General features: G+C 41.7%; 15 protein-coding genes. 7 read left to right on the top strand and 8 right to left on the bottom strand.

Annotated features, from left to right (window positions below; all coding sequences use genetic code 11):
• Positions 1 to 90: 90 nt before the first annotated feature.
• From napC to napF, 7 genes are read right to left on the bottom strand one after another with little or no spacing between them, the layout of a single operon-like run.
• Complete coding sequence (gene napC, locus PSE69_RS00935) at positions 91 to 693, bottom strand: cytochrome c-type protein NapC (protein WP_004922200.1); 603 nt, start codon at positions 691 to 693, stop codon at positions 91 to 93.
• A gap of 9 nt (positions 694 to 702) precedes the next feature.
• Complete coding sequence (napB, locus tag PSE69_RS00930; RefSeq protein WP_004922202.1) at positions 703 to 1,152, bottom strand: nitrate reductase cytochrome c-type subunit; 450 nt, start codon at positions 1,150 to 1,152, stop codon at positions 703 to 705.
• On the bottom strand, positions 1,149 to 2,012 hold the full coding sequence (napH, locus tag PSE69_RS00925) for a quinol dehydrogenase ferredoxin subunit NapH (protein ID WP_004922205.1): 864 nt from the start codon (positions 2,010 to 2,012) through the stop codon (positions 1,149 to 1,151). The genes napB and napH overlap by 4 nt, the downstream gene beginning before the upstream one ends.
• Complete coding sequence (gene napG, locus PSE69_RS00920; RefSeq protein WP_004922210.1) at positions 1,999 to 2,694, bottom strand: ferredoxin-type protein NapG; 696 nt, start codon at positions 2,692 to 2,694, stop codon at positions 1,999 to 2,001. Before napG ends, napH begins: the two co-directional genes overlap by 14 nt.
• A gap of 6 nt (positions 2,695 to 2,700) precedes the next feature.
• Positions 2,701 to 5,187, bottom strand: a complete 2,487-nt coding sequence (napA, locus tag PSE69_RS00915) for a nitrate reductase catalytic subunit NapA (protein ID WP_040132254.1) — start codon at positions 5,185 to 5,187, stop codon at positions 2,701 to 2,703.
• Positions 5,168 to 5,446 carry a chaperone NapD gene (napD, locus tag PSE69_RS00910; RefSeq protein WP_014656456.1) on the bottom strand — a complete coding sequence of 93 codons (279 nt, stop codon included), beginning with the start codon at positions 5,444 to 5,446 and terminating at the stop codon, positions 5,168 to 5,170. Before napD ends, napA begins: the two co-directional genes overlap by 20 nt.
• The gene (napF, locus tag PSE69_RS00905) at positions 5,436 to 5,927 is read right to left on the bottom strand and encodes a ferredoxin-type protein NapF (protein ID WP_004922221.1); all 492 of its coding nucleotides are present in this window, start codon (positions 5,925 to 5,927) and stop codon (positions 5,436 to 5,438) included. Before napF ends, napD begins: the two co-directional genes overlap by 11 nt.
• A gap of 764 nt (positions 5,928 to 6,691) precedes the next feature.
• On the opposite strand from napF, the gene nrfA reads away from it, so the two are divergent.
• The 7 genes from nrfA to PSE69_RS00870 all read left to right on the top strand — a co-directional run bounded on the left by nrfA (position 6,692) and on the right by PSE69_RS00870 (position 14,005).
• On the top strand, positions 6,692 to 8,128 hold the full coding sequence (gene nrfA / locus PSE69_RS00900; protein WP_041705038.1) for an ammonia-forming nitrite reductase cytochrome c552 subunit: 1,437 nt from the start codon (positions 6,692 to 6,694) through the stop codon (positions 8,126 to 8,128).
• Positions 8,129 to 8,173: 45 nt separating this feature from the next.
• Positions 8,174 to 8,740: a cytochrome c nitrite reductase pentaheme subunit gene (nrfB, locus tag PSE69_RS00895; protein ID WP_121875050.1), complete on the top strand. Its 567-nt coding sequence runs from the start codon at positions 8,174 to 8,176 to the stop codon at positions 8,738 to 8,740.
• Positions 8,737 to 9,408, top strand: a complete 672-nt coding sequence (gene nrfC / locus PSE69_RS00890; RefSeq protein ID WP_004922233.1) for a cytochrome c nitrite reductase Fe-S protein — start codon at positions 8,737 to 8,739, stop codon at positions 9,406 to 9,408. Before nrfB ends, nrfC begins: the two co-directional genes overlap by 4 nt.
• Entirely contained in the window at positions 9,405 to 10,361 is a 957-nt protein-coding gene (gene nrfD / locus PSE69_RS00885; protein ID WP_004922237.1) for a cytochrome c nitrite reductase subunit NrfD, read from the top strand. The genes nrfC and nrfD overlap by 4 nt, the downstream gene beginning before the upstream one ends.
• Positions 10,362 to 10,382: 21 nt before the next feature.
• Positions 10,383 to 12,263, top strand: coding sequence for a heme lyase CcmF/NrfE family subunit (locus PSE69_RS00880; RefSeq protein WP_076914256.1), 1,881 nt, complete (start codon positions 10,383 to 10,385; stop codon positions 12,261 to 12,263).
• Positions 12,256 to 13,353 (top strand): heme lyase NrfEFG subunit NrfF, encoded by a 1,098-nt coding sequence (nrfF, locus tag PSE69_RS00875; protein ID WP_014656462.1) that lies wholly within the window; start codon positions 12,256 to 12,258, stop codon positions 13,351 to 13,353. The genes PSE69_RS00880 and nrfF overlap by 8 nt, the downstream gene beginning before the upstream one ends.
• A 235-nt stretch (positions 13,354 to 13,588) precedes the next feature.
• Positions 13,589 to 14,005, top strand: a complete 417-nt coding sequence (locus PSE69_RS00870) for a hypothetical protein (RefSeq protein ID WP_004922246.1) — start codon at positions 13,589 to 13,591, stop codon at positions 14,003 to 14,005.
• A gap of 788 nt (positions 14,006 to 14,793) precedes the next feature.
• On the opposite strand, the gene ascB is transcribed toward PSE69_RS00870, so the two are convergent.
• On the bottom strand, positions 14,794 to 16,224 hold the full coding sequence (gene ascB / locus PSE69_RS00865) for a 6-phospho-beta-glucosidase (protein ID WP_121875347.1): 1,431 nt from the start codon (positions 16,222 to 16,224) through the stop codon (positions 14,794 to 14,796).
• Positions 16,225 to 17,787 lie beyond the last annotated feature (1,563 nt).

Below are 17,787 nucleotides of genomic sequence, written 5' to 3'. Positions count from 1 at the left end.
AGGCTAGTCAAACCATTAACTGTTGACTAGCCTCTATGCTTCTCAGGCGTGATCCCATTTAATCAACCTTCCTGAGTGACGCTTTTCCATTTAAAAACCCGGCTCAACTTCGCGCATATCAGGTAGCTTATGAGCTATCCCTTTATGGCAATCAATACAGGTTTTTCCATCAACAATGGCCTGATCATGCATTTTGGCTGCCACACTTTTTTGTGCCGTAAAATCCATGTATTCAAAATTGTGGCAATTACGGCACTCCTGAGAGTTATTATCTTTCATCCGTCGCCACTCATTTTGCGCCATGGCTAAACGGTGCTCTTCAAATTTTTGTGGTGTATCAATGATGCCGAATACTTTGCCATAAAGCTCTTTGCTGGCTTTAATCTTTCTGACCATTTTAGGTCCGAACTCATGAGGTACATGGCAATCAGGACAGGTTGCTCGAACACCACTACGGTTGGTGTAGTGGATCGTTTCCATATACTCTTCATACACGTTTTCACGCATCTCATGGCAACTAATACAAAATTCTTCAGTATTAGCCATTTCCATTCCCGTATTAAAGCCGCCCCAAAAAATGACGCCACTAACAAAACCAATCAATAGTAAGGTTCCCAAAGCCAAACGGCTCGGGCGTCGCCACCATTGCCACACTCTACGGATCACACCAGGCTTAGCGTTATTGTTTCCCATGTCGGCCTCTTATTTCCCAAAACCTTTGGATGGGGTAAATGTGTTCTCCACAATCGGTGATGTATCGGACTGCGGCACATGGCACTGTAGGCAGAAGTAGCGGTTTGGTGCTACGCCACCTAATACTTTCCCCGTAGCATCCACGAAGTGTGTCGGGCTAACGCGAGGCGCCCCTGTTGTTCGATAACTTTCAACACCATGGCATTGTAAGCAGCGATTTGTATTGGTGGTAATTTGATAACCATCAACGCTATGTGGGATCATTGGAGGTTGATTCACATAGTTTAAAGCCATTCTTTCCTGCTCTTTAGGAATATGAATGCCACCTTCTTGAGTACCAGAAACTTCTGGTGACTTAGACAGATCAACGCCATTTGTCGCCCAAGCAAGGCTCGAGGCAACGAGTCCTATTACCGCCATCCAACGGCTCATTGTCTTAATCAGGGCATGGGTTTTCATGATTTCGCTCCCGAACTCCATCGTAGTGTTATTTTAAAAACATCCTCAGAACACACATCGATACAACGACCGCATGTTATGCAGTCCTTATCCGAAATGAATGCTGGGGCCTGTTTATCTAAAACCGGGGTACGCAAAACTTGCGGCTCCGGACAAATGTGAAAGCAATCCATACAGCGAGTACAATTTTGCTTGTTTATCGCTGTGACCATCAGTGCCCCTTTACAACCGGCGATCCCATATAAGGCACCGAGAGGACAAAGGTGACCACACCAGCCATGCTCCACAACGAGTAAATCGAATAAAAATAAGGCGAGCAGCAATAAAGCACCGCTACCAAAACCGAAGATGAGGCTTCGGCCCATTAATGAAACGGGGTTGATCCATTCCCACAATAAAGTCCCTGTTACCGCAGAGCCGATTAAAATCACCACAAGCAACACATAACGGATATAACGAGGGATCGTTGCGGATTGATTAAAATCGAGCTTACGGCGTAACCATGCTGCCGCATCCGTAACAGGGTTTACAGGGCAAACCCAACTGCAAAAAATACGTTTTCCAAGTAATGCATAAACTAGCAATACTATTGCTGCACCAATTAATGTCGAAATAGCAGGTAAATAGCCACTAGCAAGACTTTCTAACGTGATCAAAGGGTCAGTGAGCGGGATTGAATCTAACAATAAACTGCTACTGTAATTACCATGTAAGATCCAGACCCCAAACCAAGGTCCACTCAAAAACATCGCGATTACCAATAGTTGACTGATACGACGCATCCATAACCATTTATGGCTCTGCCACCAGCCCTTTTTCGCCAGCGCTTCGCGTCCTGCATCACGTTTACGATTTGCCATTATTTCCCTCCAGCCAACCAAAACGGTAGTGATGCCCCAATTCACCTTTCGCAAGCGTTAGCGGCAGGACTTTAATGGCCGCTTCTTCGAGGACACAAGCCTGCTCGCACTTACCACATCCCGTACAAGCTTGACTATGCACTGTTGGTAAAAAACGTGCATGCTTCCCCGTACGGTGGTTTTGCTCAAGCTCCAGCGTGATAGCCTCATCAATTAGCGGGCAAACGCGATAACACACATCACAGCGCAACCCTTGAAAATTGAGACAGTTTTCCTGATCAAGTAACACTGCCAACCCCATTCGTGCGTCATTGATAGACTCAATCTCTTTATCCAGTGCACCACTCGGGCACACTTTGGCGCACGGGATCTCTTCACACATTTCACAAGGGTTTTCTCGCGCAATAAAATAAGGCGTTCCCGCTGCCAGTCCTGATGCTAATGTTGCTAATTTCAACATGTCATAAGGGCAAGCTTGTACGCACTGCCCACAACGAACACACGCACTCGCAAATGCATTTTCATTAATGGCTCCCGGCGGGCGGAGACGAATTCCACTCGCGCGGGAAGTTTGTTGCTGTAAGCCCAGTACCACACCAACCGCCGCCAATCCGCCTGCCGCACGAACGGCATCGCGTAAGAAACGGCGACGACTATTTTGAGGTTTAGGTTTCTGGGACATATGCAATTACACCTTTTCCAATTTAACGGCACATTTTTTGTAATCCGTCTCTTTAGAGAGTGGGTCTGTTGCATCCAGCGTTAAGTTATTAACTAACTGAGATGCGTCAAAGAAAGCCATATACACCAATCCTTTTGGTGGTCGGTTACGCCCTCGTGTTTCCACAATAGTGGTCACTTCACCACGGCGTGAAATCACTTTTACCTTATCACCACGACGTAACCCTCTCTCTTTCGCATCTAGAGGATGGATAAAGACCTGTGATTCAGGAAAAGCTCGGTGCAGTTCTGGTACACGACGAGTCATACTGCCGGTATGCCAATGCTCCAACACACGCCCCGTTGATAGCCATAAGTCATATTCTTTATCAGGTACTTCCGCCGCGGGTTCGAACGGCAATGCAAAAATGACTGCTTTACCATCTGGCTTACCGTAGAATTGATAACCCGCACCGGCTTTGACATAGGGGTCATGGCCTTCGCTGTAACGCCATTGCGTCTCTTTGCCATCGACCACAGGCCAACGGATACCGCGTGCTTTGTGATAATCATCGAAAGGCGCAAGGTCATGACCATGACCGCGACCAAAACTGGCGTACTCTTCAAATAACCCTTTTTGTAGATAGAAGCCCAATTCGCGTGACTCATCATTGAGCTGATCTTCAGCTAACTCAGTGATCGGGAACTTGGTAACCGCTTGGTTAGCAAACAGCACGTCATACAGGGTTTTACCGCGATACTCCGGTTTTTGAGCCAGTAACTCTTCAGGCCAAACCTCTTCCGTTTTAAAGCGACGGGCAAATTGCACCATTTGCCATAAGTCAGATTTTGCTTCTCCCGGCGCTTTCACTTGCTGACGCCAAAATTGTGTCCGGCGCTCCGCATTCCCGTAAGCCCCCTCTTTTTCTACCCACATGGCGGTTGGCAAAATCAAATCTGCGGCGATAGCACTCACGGTTGGATAAGGATCAGAAACAACAATAAAATTGCGTGGGTCACGCCAGCCCGGCATCCGCTCTTGATTAATATTGGGGCCTGCCTGCATGTTGTTGTTACACATGACCCAATAAAAGTTAAGCGTGCCGTCTTTTAATGCACGGTCTTGCGCCACGGCATGTAAGCCAATTTTTTCTGGGATCGTGCCGGCGGGGAGTTGCCAAACTTGCTCCACTTTTTCGCGGTGTTTTTCATTCGTTACCACCATATCGGCGGGTAAGCGATGGGCAAACGTACCGACTTCACGAGCAGTACCACACGCAGACGGCTGCCCCGTCAATGAGAACGGACCACAACCCGGCTGAGAAATTTTACCTGTCAGTAAGTGCAAGTTATAACAGAGGTTATTCGCCCAAACACCACGAGTATGCTGATTGAAGCCCATTGTCCAATAAGAGACGACTTTTGTGTTTGGATCTGCATACAATTTTGCTAGTTCTTCTAGCTGATCTTTCGGCACCCCTGTCATTTCAGCGGTTTTATCTAATGTGTATTCAGCCACAAAGGCCTTATATTCTTCCCAAGTCATCGGCACAGAGGCATCTGAACCTGGGTTTTTAGCACTTTGTTCTAATGGATGAGTAGGACGCAATCCATAACCGATGTCCGTTGTTCCTCGACGTAAGTTAACGTGTTTATCGAAGAATTCCTGATTCACCGCATCATTTTGAATAATATAGTTAGCAATATAATTGAGGATCACTAAGTCAGACTGTGGGGTAAAGACAATACCGTTATCAGCTAACTCAAAGCTACGATGCTTAAATGTGGAGAGTACAGCAACACGCACATTAGGGTCAGATAAACGCCGGTTGGTAATACGTGACCATAGGATAGGATGCATTTCTGCCATGTTCGAACCCCAAAGCACAAATGCATCGGCTTGCTCGATGTCATCATAACAGCCCATAGGTTCATCCATACCAAAAGTACGCATGAAACCAACAACCGCTGAGGCCATACAATGGCGTGCGTTAGGGTCTAAGTTGTTAGAGCGGAAGCCACCTTTAAACAATTTTGATGCAGCATAACCTTCCCACACAGTCCATTGGCCTGAACCGAACATGCCAATCCCTTCAGGGCCGCGCTCTTTTAATGTGGTTTTTACTTTTTCTTCCATGACATCAAAGGCTTTTTCCCAAGTCACCGGGGTAAATTCACCATTTTTGTCATATTCACCGTCTTTCATTCGCAGCAATGGCTGAGTCAAGCGATCTTTACCGTACATGATTTTCGGTAAAAAATAGCCTTTAATACAGTTTAAGCCACGGTTAACTGGCGCTTCTGGGTCACCTTGGCTCGCCACAATGCGACCATTTTGCGTTCCCACAAGTACACCACAACCTGTACCACAGAAGCGGCAAGGTGCTTTATCCCATTTGATGGCCTCTTGTTGCCCGACGACCGCTTTAGCGATACTCGGAACGCCAATACCTGCCGCCGCAGCAGCGGCCGCAACAGCATTGGCTTTCATGAAGCTACGACGACTGAGTTTCATCATTTTCCTCACATTGCTCATCCTGCTGGTGGTAAACCAGCGAAACAGCCAGCACACCATTAACATTGCGTACTGAATCAATAGTCTCAATCAGGGTGCGACTGTGTTCTGACTCGACAACAACAATCAATTTGCCTGTTTCCGGTGAACTGATAGCCACCTCACAACCGGGTAATTGATTTAAAGCTGCCGTCACAGCGCAAGCCTGTTCACTTTTTACTTGTACAATCAAACTACATACTTGCCAGCTATTGCGCATTTTCATGCTCCAAAGTAATGGCTGATACGGGGCAACCGGCAACACAGGCACCACAACCTGTACAACCTTGCTTATCAATATTGGGCTGATAAATTCCACTCAGTGATGGGCGAAACGCGATCACTTGTGGCTCACAATTGTCTTCGCATCGCCGACATTCAATAGAGCGATATGCCAGACAGGTTTGAGCAATTGAGATGGAAATATCCCAAGGTTGGGAGAGTTGTGGAAGAAATATTGGCTCAGGGCAAGCGGCAGCACAGGCATAACAAAACGTGCACTCCCCTTGCAAAAAATCAACAACGGGATAGCCACCGGGGCCAGATATTAAAATTGAGGTTTCACAATGCGTCAGGCAATGGTTGCAACGAGTACAACTTTCAATGAAATGATCTTCACTACGACTCCATGGCGGTCGAATAACGGGTGCGGCGCGACGCCATGCACCAGTCAACACTCCCCGACGGGTGATATCAGCCATGTTGATTTCCTTAACATTGCCCAAACAAAATTAATGCAAAAAGTAAAAATTAACCGCAATTATTATATGTGTATTCACGCAGAATCTTATCGATAGAGAGTAAAAAAATACATACCACCTAATAGGTAACATTAATGAATGTGCTATTTAGAATGAAATAATTTATACAGAAAGTATTATTTGAAATAACGATGTAACTTATTGACTAGAACTTAAATAAATTATCTTCAAACAAAAAATATTAACATTTTTTAAATATGAGAAACCAAATTAATCCTAATGTTTCATGAAACCCTCATATATATAACATTACAAACTACCACTAAAGTAGTAGTTATAGTCATCAACGATGAATATCCACATTGAAAATATTAGAGGTGCTGCACACTTTGGTTATTAGTTAAATAATAGATAAGCAGATTACTTAGTCATATCCTACTGATAATAAAGCCTTTCAATATGAATTCAATAAATAAAAACCCTCACTCACATGAAAGTGACGCTTAAATGCTTTGCTCTCATTTATTTTAACTGACTCAATGTTTTCTTTCCTAATTTACATTCACGATTCGATATTAATCACATTATTTTAATGACATTTCTTTTAGTAAATTTAGCTTTGATCAAAAACAATATTTTAAGTGTGGTTATTTGTTAGAGCTATTCCTTGAGCATGTCATGATGGCATCAAAACCTATGCCATCACCTATAAATAATAATATCACAGCCAATGGGATGGCTGGCTTATATCACTCGAGGCCCTTATGGCAAAGATAATCAACAGGACTTTGTACTTACTCAGTTTGGTGGCTGGGATATGGTTGTTAACCCCTGCTGTTCATGCACAAACTGCATCAAAGGAAGCATCATCAACAATAAATACTAAAAATGAATCCTTTGCTCAGGCTCACCCTGATCAATATCACTCGTGGCGTGCAACATCCGAACAATCACAACGTGAAGATGCGCTGGCAGAAGACCCCCGGTTGGTGATCCTCTGGGCTGGCTACCCTTTTTCACGTGATTACAACAAGCCTCGAGGCCATGCTTATGCTTTAATTGACGTACGAGAAACACTACGTACTGGTGCACCGAAAGATGCACAAGATGGCCCTCTCCCTATGGCTTGTTGGAGCTGTAAAAGCCCAGATGTCGCCAGACTTATCCAAGAGCAAGGGGAAGATGAATATTTCCACGGTAAATGGGCTAAAGGTGGGCCTGAAATTGTTAACGTACTAGGGTGTGCTGACTGCCACAAAACCGACTCTCCAGAATTCGCGCAAGGCCAGCCCGCTTTAACACTCACCCGTCCTTATGCCGCTCGAGCCATGGAAGCGATTGGTAAACCCTTCGATAAAGCCAGTCGTTTTGATCAGCAATCTATGGTGTGTGGGCAATGCCACGTTGAGTACTACTTTGCAGGGGAAAATAAATCCGTCAAATTCCCTTGGGATAACGGTACGAAAGTGGAGGATATGGAAGTCTATTATGACAATATCGCCTTCTCTGACTGGACAAACTCACTGTCGAAAGCCCCTATGTTAAAAGCACAGCACCCAGAGTATGAAACATGGAGTGCGGGGATCCACGGTAAAAACAACGTGACCTGTATCGACTGCCACATGCCTAAATTACAAAATGAAAAAGGCGAGCTCTACACCAGCCATAAGATAGGTAATCCATTCGATAATTTCGAACAAACCTGTCGTAACTGCCATACCCAAAGCAAGCAAGAGCTACAAGCTGTCGTTGCCGAGCGCAAACAAGCTATCCAAGAGATGAAAATCAAAGTGGAAGATCAACTTGTTCATGCCCATTTTGAAGCTAAAGCAGCTTGGGATGCAGGGGCAACCGAAAAAGAGATGGCGCCCATTTTAGCTGATATTCGCCATGCACAATGGCGCTGGGATTTAGCTATTGCATCTCATGGTATTCATATGCACGCACCAGAGGAAGGCTTGCGCATGCTCGGTGGCGCAATGAACAAAGCTGCTGATGCTCGCACCAAACTCGTTCGTCTATTAGGTGCTAAAGGCATTACACATGAAATTGCTATTCCAGACATTTCAACCAAAGAAAAAGCGCAACAAGCAATTGGTCTGGATATGCAAAAAATCAACGCTGAAAAACAAGAGTTTTTGAAAACTGTCGTGCCCGAATGGGATGCGCAAGCTCGTAAAAACAACCTGTTAAGCCAATAACCGTGATCCGCCTCATACAGAGGCGGTATAACCAATGGAGTTAATATGAGCGTACTACGTTCGTTATTCACTGCTGGGGGGCTGGCATTAGGCTTGTTATGGAGCATTGCAGCCTCTACTGCGACACCTCCCGCGACAGAGACGGGTGAACGTTGGGTTGTTACTCAGCAACGTAACCCAGATGCAGCCTGTTTGGATTGTCATAAACCCGACAAAGAAGGTATGCATGGCACTCACGCATCGGTCATTAACCCTAATAATAACCTTCCCGTTACCTGTACCAACTGCCATGGTAACCCAGGCCCTCATCACCGTGAGGGGGCTAAAGATGTGATGCGGTTTAACCACCCTATGTATAGGGTGGAGCAACAAAATAGTGTCTGTATGTCATGTCACTTACCCGAACAGCTACAAAAAGCGTTTTGGCCACACGATGTTCATGTGACTAAAGTTGCCTGTGCCAGTTGCCATGATCTGCATCCAAAACAAGATACGATGAAAACACTTAATGACAAAGGTCGCGTAAAAATTTGTGTTGATTGTCACTCAGACCAACGTAATAACCCTGACTTCAATCCAGCGGCGGTAAAATTGCTTAAGGAGCAGCCATGAGTTGTTCGCGTCGTCAGTTTATTATTTATGCAGGAGCCTTGGCGGCGTCAGGAGGTGCGACACTCCATAGCCTCGCAAATACGATGAAAGTGGATGGCGTACGTTACGGCATGATCCACGATGAAACCTTATGCATAGGTTGTACTGCTTGTATGGATGCCTGTCGAGAAGTCAACCAAGTCCCGGAAGGGGTTTCTCGGCTAACCATTATTCGCAGCGAGCCAATTGGTCACTTCCCAGATATCAAATATCGCTTTTTCCGGCATTCATGTCAGCACTGTGAGCATGCACCTTGTGTCGATGTTTGCCCAACGGGCGCATCATTTATTGATAAAACGACAGGGATTGTCGATGTTAACCCAGACCTATGTGTTGGTTGCCAATATTGTATTGCGGCTTGCCCTTACAGAGTAAGATTCATTCACCCAGTCAATAAAACTGCCGACAAATGCGATTTTTGCCGAAAAACAAACTTGAAAAAAGGTAAACAACCGGCTTGTGTCGAAGCCTGTCCAACCAAGGCATTGGTCTTTGGCAATCTGGATGATCCTAACAGTGATATTTCTCTTATGTTGCGTCAAAAAACCACGTATCGCTATAAAATAGCCCTCGGTACTCGCCCCAAAATGTACCGAGTTCCGTTCAAATATGGGGAGGTTAGCCAATGACAACTGCTTCTGCTTTCCATTTTGAATCTTTAGTTTGGGATTGGCCCATTGCCGTTTACCTCTTTCTAATTGGTATTTCAGCAGGGTTAGTGGTGCTTGCCGTGCTATTGCGTCAATATTATCCGTCTGAAGCAACCAGTAAGAGCACACTAATGAGAGCCACTCTATTTCTGGCACCGACGACCGTTATTTTGGGATTACTCATTTTAATTTTCCATTTAACACGCCCATGGACCTTTTGGAAATTGATGTTCCACTACAGTCCGACCTCCGTCATGTCGATGGGGGTTATGCTCTTCCAAGTCTACATGGTGGTACTCGTTGTCTGGTTAGCTAAAGTTTTCGAAACTGAACTGGTCGCAATACAGCAAAAATGGCTACCGCGTTTTGGCTTTATTCGCTCATTATTAAATTTATTCACACCTGCTATACGTGCCATTGAAATCACCATGCTCGTACTGGCGGTATTATTAGGGGCTTATACCGGTTTTTTACTTTCCGCGTTAAAATCCTATCCATTCTTAAATAACCCTATCTTACCTGCTCTCTTTCTCTTTTCAGGGATCTCATCGGGGCTTGCCGTCGCGCTCATTGCTTTAGCATTGCGCTATCGCCAAAATGTCCATAACCCAGAAGCGCATTTTCTACATCGCGTTGAAGGCTTTGTCGTTTGGCTGGAAATCTTCTTATTAGCGGCTTTCTTTGTCGGTTTAGCATTAGGGGATGATGGCAAAATGCGCGCGCTTATCGCAGCACTTGGTGGAGGCTTTTGGACTTGGTGGTTTTGGATTGGTGTGGTTGGCATTGGTTTTATGATCCCACTGGCCTTGAAAAAATGGGTCAATAATAGCCAAAGTGCCGCCCGAGTGGTTTTTGTCAGTAGTGCGAGTTTGGTTGGGGTCTTTTTATTACGTTTCTTTGTCCTTTATGCAGGGCAATTAACGGTCGCTTAATTAACACAAACAAGGTGCTCATTGGAACTTATACTCCCTGAAATCGGGTTTATTAGCTTGCTGTTAACACTCTGCATAACCAATTTTCATGCCTTGTTTGGGTTGGTTAGTACCTACAAACACACCCAAAAATCACGCTTACTTGGGGTTTATTGGTCTACTCTGCAATTTATATTTCTCGTTATTGCGTTTCTTTGCCTAACTATTTCCTTTATTCAAAGTGACTTTTCGGTGGTGTATGTTGCTCAACATAGCCACCGTTTATCCCCTTTATTAATAAAAATAGCGGCGGTTTGGGGTGGGCATGAAGGTTCACTCCTTCTTTGGGTGCTTTTACTGTCGACTTGGCATCTGTTATTCGCTTGGCGCTATCGCAAACAAGATCACCCCTTTTTTGCTTTAACCTTAGCTATTCTTGCCGCAATGAGCGCAGCGCTACTTTGGTTTATCGTGCTCTATTCAGACCCTTTTATGCGGCTCTTTCCGCCCGCGATTGAAGGTCGCGACCTCAACCCAATGTTGCAACATTGGGGGCTTATTTTACATCCTCCGCTACTTTACTTGGGTTATAGCGGCTTGATGGTCGTCACATCATGCGTTTTGGCTTCGCTGATTGCTGGAAATTTCAGCCAAACTATTGCATGGGTTTGTTGGCGTTGGGCCGTACCAAGTTGGTGCATACTTACCATGGGGATCACGCTAGGCTCATGGTGGGCCTATAGCGAATTAGGATGGGGCGGTTGGTGGTTTTGGGATCCTGTCGAGAATGCCTCACTGTTGCCTTGGCTAGCGGCAACCGCCCTACTACACAGTTTAGCGGCTTCGCGAAAACAGGGAAGTTACCGCCATTGGTCGATGATCTTAGCCATAGTCACATTTATTTTATCATTACTTGGCACGCTTATTGTTCGTTCGGGCATACTCGTGTCAGTCCATGCATTTGCCCTAGATAATGTTCGTGCAATACCATTATTTTTATTATTTATTAGCATGAGCATCGTCGCCTTACTTATTTATGGTTGTAAGGCGAAACCCGCAGCATCAGCCTCTAAACGGGCATTAACCCTACGCGAAATCTATTTACAGATGACATTGATTTTATTTGTGGTTGTCCTGTTTATTGTGTTAGTCGGCACGTTATATCCCATGCTCTACAGCCTACTTGGGTGGGGAAAGATATCAGTCGGAGCGCCTTATTTTAACCAAACATTACTGCCTTTTGGCTTAATTATGCTGATGGTTATCGGCGCTTGGGCCGTGGGGAGCCTCAAATCATCTACCCGCTCTTTTTTCCGTTGGCGTTTGTCTGTTAGCATCATTGCCGCTGTAATCGCCCTACTTTTGCGATGGAGTGATGCTAAATTTATCGCGAGCGCAACGGCTATAATGGTTGGCTTACTGTTGCTATTATGGCTACGCCCTCTCAATGAAATACAGAAGCGACTAGCCTCATTACTTGCACACACTGGCGTGATTATTTTTGCCACTGGTATTGCTTTTTCTACTGTAAGCAAACAAGAAATCAGTGCCAATATGACGGTTAATCACACCGTTTCACTCGCCGGTTATCAATTTAATTTCAAGCAATTACAGTTGGATACTCAATCCAATTACACCACTGAAAAAGCGCTCATTGCCGTTTATCAAAAAGATACATTTATTACACACCTTGAGACTGAACGTCGATTTTATACCGCTCGCCAACAGATAATGATTGAACCTGGTATGCACTGGGGATGGATGCGAAATTGGTACGCCGTATTAGGTGAAAAGACGGGAAATAACCGCTATGCGCTACGATTCTATGTGCAAGATGGTATCCAGTGGATCTGGGGAGGGGCTTTTATCATGTGCATCGGTCTCTTTATTGGGTGGTTTAAAGGGCGAAGTCAGCATGAATAAACTCTTGCATTATGTTGTTCTAACATTATTACTTATGGCGACGAATATAGCCAAAGCCGACATTGTGGATACTTGGCAATTTGCTACCGCAGAACAGCAAACAACTTCATTACAAATTGCGGCTCAATTACGCTGCCCTCAGTGCCAAAATCAAAACCTGCTCGAATCCAATGCCCCTACCGCTGTCAGTATGCGCCATCAAGTGTATAAAATGGTAGCGGAAGGGAAAACTGAAGCTGAAATACGCTCTTATATGACCGAGCGATACGGTGATTTTGTACTCTACAATCCGCCATTACACATGGGAACCATTGTACTCTGGAGCCTGCCGTTTATCGGATTCATCTTTGTCATCGCCCTGCTCTATTATTTAATAAAAAAAAGAGCCTCAGTACCGCGAACAAATCAACATAATTCAACGGAAGCTACCATTACTCCGGCGTCTAAGCTGTCCATACAATTAACTCATGAAATTCCATCACAGCACGCCGAAGTGAAGCGCAACGATACCCTTTCTTATTATGCTATCCATTTATGCGTAGCTCTATTACTGCTCCTTACAATAGCAGGGTATTTTTTTCTACCGCGCTTTAGCGCCACTTATCATGAATACCAGCGCATCTCAGACCCATTACATATATTGACCCCACTACAGCAACAACAAAGTGATCTGATACGCTTACAAAATAATATTCGACAATCCCCCCAAAATGGTGACCTTTGGGCAATCCTCGGTGAATATTATTTATATCAAAATAGCTATGACAATGCCTTGATTGCCTATAACCAAGCACTTAAATATACAGGAGAAAACGCGCAACTTTATTCAGCTATCGCGACTGTGCTCTATTATCAAGCGGGGCAACAGATGACTGAAGATACAATGCAAGTAATAGAGCATGCATTATCCATTGATAAACATGAAGTGACCGCTTTAATGCTATTAGCCTCAGACGCCTTTATGCACGCCAACTATGAAAAAGCCATTAGCCTATGGCAACAACTACTCGATAGTAATAGCCCTAGAATTAATCGTTCACAATTAATAGAAGCGATAAATATGGCAACAATAATGAAAAATAATCATTAAATCATTTTTTGATTATTTTTCATTTAAAGTACATACACGTCATCAATAAAAAACTTAAAATAACAATAACTATTCAAATAAACTTAACATAACAATTTATTATTAATTGTAACCCTTTGTCTTTAATTGACTATTGTTATTTCATCCCCATATAAACACGCCTATGCTTATGCTACCTTAATATCGCCTAATTCTAAAATTACTACTATTATTCAAATATAAAAAGAGTAACTTCATGAAAAAGAATATATTTTCATATTTAATTATTGCTCTTATCGCAGGCGGCTCATTTGTTGCTGGCATGATGGCAAATTATACCCCTGATCTGGATATCGTTAAAAAATCACAAAAAGCAGTGGAGGATTTCCTTACATTTCCCGAAACCGCCGAATATAAAAATGTTCATTACTATGAAATTCGGCAAACACTCGATCACGGAATACTTGGTTATGTATGTGGAGAGGTACTCGTTTTTAAAAGCGAAAATTCCTTTGGCTATAAACGATTCCTCGTCAAAACATATATGCACCAAGATGGAAGAAATGTCGTTTCTATCCCTTTAATTGAACGTTCTGGAAATATTTTTCCTAACGACAACTTCAACATCATCTGGGATCAATTTTGCCGTGAACAATCTGATAAGAAAGAATAATCTCTTTTGACGCCTGTAGTATGCAACTTAACCTTTATCAGCTCACCTTTTTGGCTTAGTAATAAATCACTCTTAATAAACCAGCACGCCCTCTTTTCTTCAACCCATTGATGAATATTGTTAATCTCCTTCAATTCATGTCTATTTATTACATAAGCCAAAAAGCCAATCTATTGAATACACAAGAAAATTTTACATAAGCAATATTAATATCTTTAAAAATATTAACACTTGACGTGTGTTTTGATACACAGTTCACATTTTTATCATCGGATTTATACGGTACATTAGTGTCAAGTCAAACGAAGGGAGAGATATCTCATCATTGAGGAATAAAAATTAATGTTGATGTTCTTTAATCACATTAACCAGTATCAATGTCGTTACACCATAAAATAGTAAATAATAATATTCGCAAAAATAAAAGTATAATATTTAACCAGTTGAATACTGAATTCTAATACCAGGGAATTTATTAGTACCAGTGTTATATCATTTCCTATCTGATATAGCGCGTAACAAAATATTACGCTTGTAATATAAAATAACACGCTAAGTTGAATACTTAAGTTATTATCATATAAACATTATATATTTAAGCTATGTATCAACGAAAAGCTAAGATATTTATTAAAAACTAACGTCTTCATCATGTACGTAGATATGCTATAGTACCGATTGCATAATTATAATATCGCTGTAAAGAACAAATCATGTAGTAGTGATTTCATTCAGTTAGAGTCCCTAAAGGGACTCTTTTTTTTATGTTTTAATATGGTAAAAAGCAATTAATACAAATCATTACCATGGCTTGCTATCACTTTTTTATACCACCAAAAAGATTTTTTACGTATCCTTGTTAGTGAGCCAGCTCCCTGATCATCCTTATCAACATACACAAAACCATATCGTTTACTCATTTCGCCTGTTGAAGCAGAGACTAAATCAATACATCCCCATGAAATATATCCCATAATGGGGATACCATCAGCAATAGCATCACCTAAAGCTTGAATGTGTGAACGATGGTAATCGATTCGATAATCATCAATAATTTCACCATCCTCATTTAACTTATCATGCGCCCCCAAACCATTTTCTACTAGAAATAATGGTTTTTGATAGCGATCATAGAGCATGTTTGCGGTTAATCTTAAACCGAGAGGGTCAATTCCCCACCCCCACTCACTCTGTTTTATATACGGAGAGCTTAAAGATTGTGCAGCATTAATCGACAGGTTTGTACCATCCCCCATATCCGCTGAGGCACAGCGGGAGGCATAATAACTAAACGAAACAAAATCAACGGTATTTTTAAGGATTTGCTCGTCCTCTTCCGTGACCAGAAGTGTCACCTTGTTTTCACGAAAAACACGTTGCGCATAGGCGGGATAATACCCACGCACCTGTACATCAATAAAAAACAAGTTTTCACGATCTTTTTCCATTGCCGCCCATACATCTTCTGGTTTAGGCGACCAAGGGTAATATCCACCACCTGCAAGCATACAGCCGACTTGGTTTTGAGCATTGACTTCGTGGGCTATTTTTGTCGCTAATGCGCTAGCAACTAATTGATGATGAGCGGCTTGATATTTAACTTGTTCGCTATTTTCCCCTTCTTCAAAGACTAACCCTGATGATGAAAACGGCGTATGCAATAGCAAATTAATTTCATTAAATGTCAGCCAATATTTCACTATCCCATCAAATGCTTCAAAGCAGGCTTTGGCATAGGTCACAAAAAAATCAATCATCTTCCGGTCACGCCATGAGCCATACTCAGTGACCAAATGCATCGGAACATCAAAATGGCACAAGGTTACTAGCGGTTCAATATGATATTTTTTGCATTCATTAAATAAGTCGAGATAATAGGCGATACCTTCTGGGTTTGGAGTGACTTCATCCCCACGCGGAAATAAACGGCTCCATGCAATCGATGTGCGAAACACCGAAAATCCCATTTCTGCCATTAGCGCAATATCACGCTTGTATTGATGATAAAAATCAATTGCCAAATGGCTTGGGTAATATTCATCATCTCGTAATTTAAAACGTTTTTCGATCCCCATTTTTACCGGATGCCTGTTAGCTCCATAAGGAATAACATCTGCAATACTGAGTCCTTTTCCCCCTTCAAAACAAGCCCCCTCCGCTTGATTTGCCGCTATTGCACCACCCCACAGAAAATCTTGAGGAAATAGAGATCCTGGCATAATTACCCTCATTCAATAGTGAAAAAATTATTTACTTTCTGGTTAACAAAAATTTTTTATATTTCTTTGGCGATACTGTTTTTGTTTAATCTTACCTATTAATTATTTATTGATAATTAATGACGGTAATATCTATTAACTCCCTATTAATCATCTTTATTAATCACAAAATCAGTAGAAACCATTGCGGTAACAGCCACAACTATCCGTCGATTAAAGATAAAAACAATGCCATTTTGAATAGTAATTATTTTTTGTGATGCACCACACACAATAAAAAACCACACACGCAATAAAGCGCTATGCCACATCATTCATATCGATAAAATAATAATCATTTGATTGATTATTTTATTTACAATATTTATCTATAAGGGGGGAGTTTTGTTAGAGAATAATGTTTTTATTGATAGGATAAATTAAAAAAAGCGTCATAATCACAAAAACCCAATACTATCAATTAGTTAACAATCATTTTTTACTTGCTTTACTAAATACCACTATCGTTTTTTGATCTTTAAAATAGTGGTTTCAAGCAATAAGGTGATTAAATCATAAAAGATAGCAACAAGGTGCCCATACTCTCAATCATGTTTTCCTGGCAGAAATACTCCAATGGGTTAAAAATCATATTTATGGTATTGATAATGGAATAACCTAGTAGGTCAGTTATATCAACTGTTGGCATACTCATTCCTCATTTTGATGGCTCTCAGCAGGATAAATAATCCAATTAAAACTATCAATCAGAATCGTGTTAAAACTCATCTATTAAATACACCACCTATTTATCCCCTTTGTCAATATTATGTCATGACTAAAATACAATCGATAAGCTAAAAAATGTTTTCACTGCCTTTAAATGAAAACATGCTAAATCGCCCAATAACCCTAACTTATCTTAAATTTATCGATATCAAATCGTGATTATTACCTGACGTTTTAATTATAATAGCATCACAATATAATTAAATCACCTATATAGTGGTTAATAGAAGGCTTATTTAGAATACGCGAGATATTTTATTAAAAGAATAAAATTGTGAAGTCGATCAATCTGAAAACCACTATAAAAAAGTTAAGTATTAACACTTAACCTTATTTCCACACCAACTTAATCATTGATGTTTTAATAATAATTTCAGCATGAAATATTCTTATTAGAAAGGACAAGAATAAAAAATAACCCATTCAAATCAATCAGATGGAAACAACATCCATTGCCTTTTATATCTCTTTATTATTTTAATTTAAATATTTCATCGTAATAATAAATTTTATAAATTACTTTTTATAGCCCTGCATTAAAAAAAGATAAAAATCAGCCAGTTTGATAATTTGGTGTAATATTAAATAGCACAAATAGCTAATAAAAACTTCAATAATTTATTTAAATCATATACACTCAGCATGAAACGATAAAAAGGAATTGTTATGTTTAGATTTTTTGAAACATTTTTTAATGAGCTGTCCAATATAATGACTGCAAATAGCCGACGTATCATTGTGACAATCTTAGCTGTCGCAACGATTTCAACAACAGTAACCATGGAGTCTATCAAC

The sequence above is a fragment of the Providencia sp. PROV122 genome (assembly GCF_028482365.1).
Taxonomy (GTDB): Bacteria; Pseudomonadota; Gammaproteobacteria; order Enterobacterales; family Enterobacteriaceae; genus Providencia; species Providencia stuartii.
Note: the sequence above shows the minus strand (reverse complement) of the source record. Positions and strands in the feature narration are given on the sequence as shown.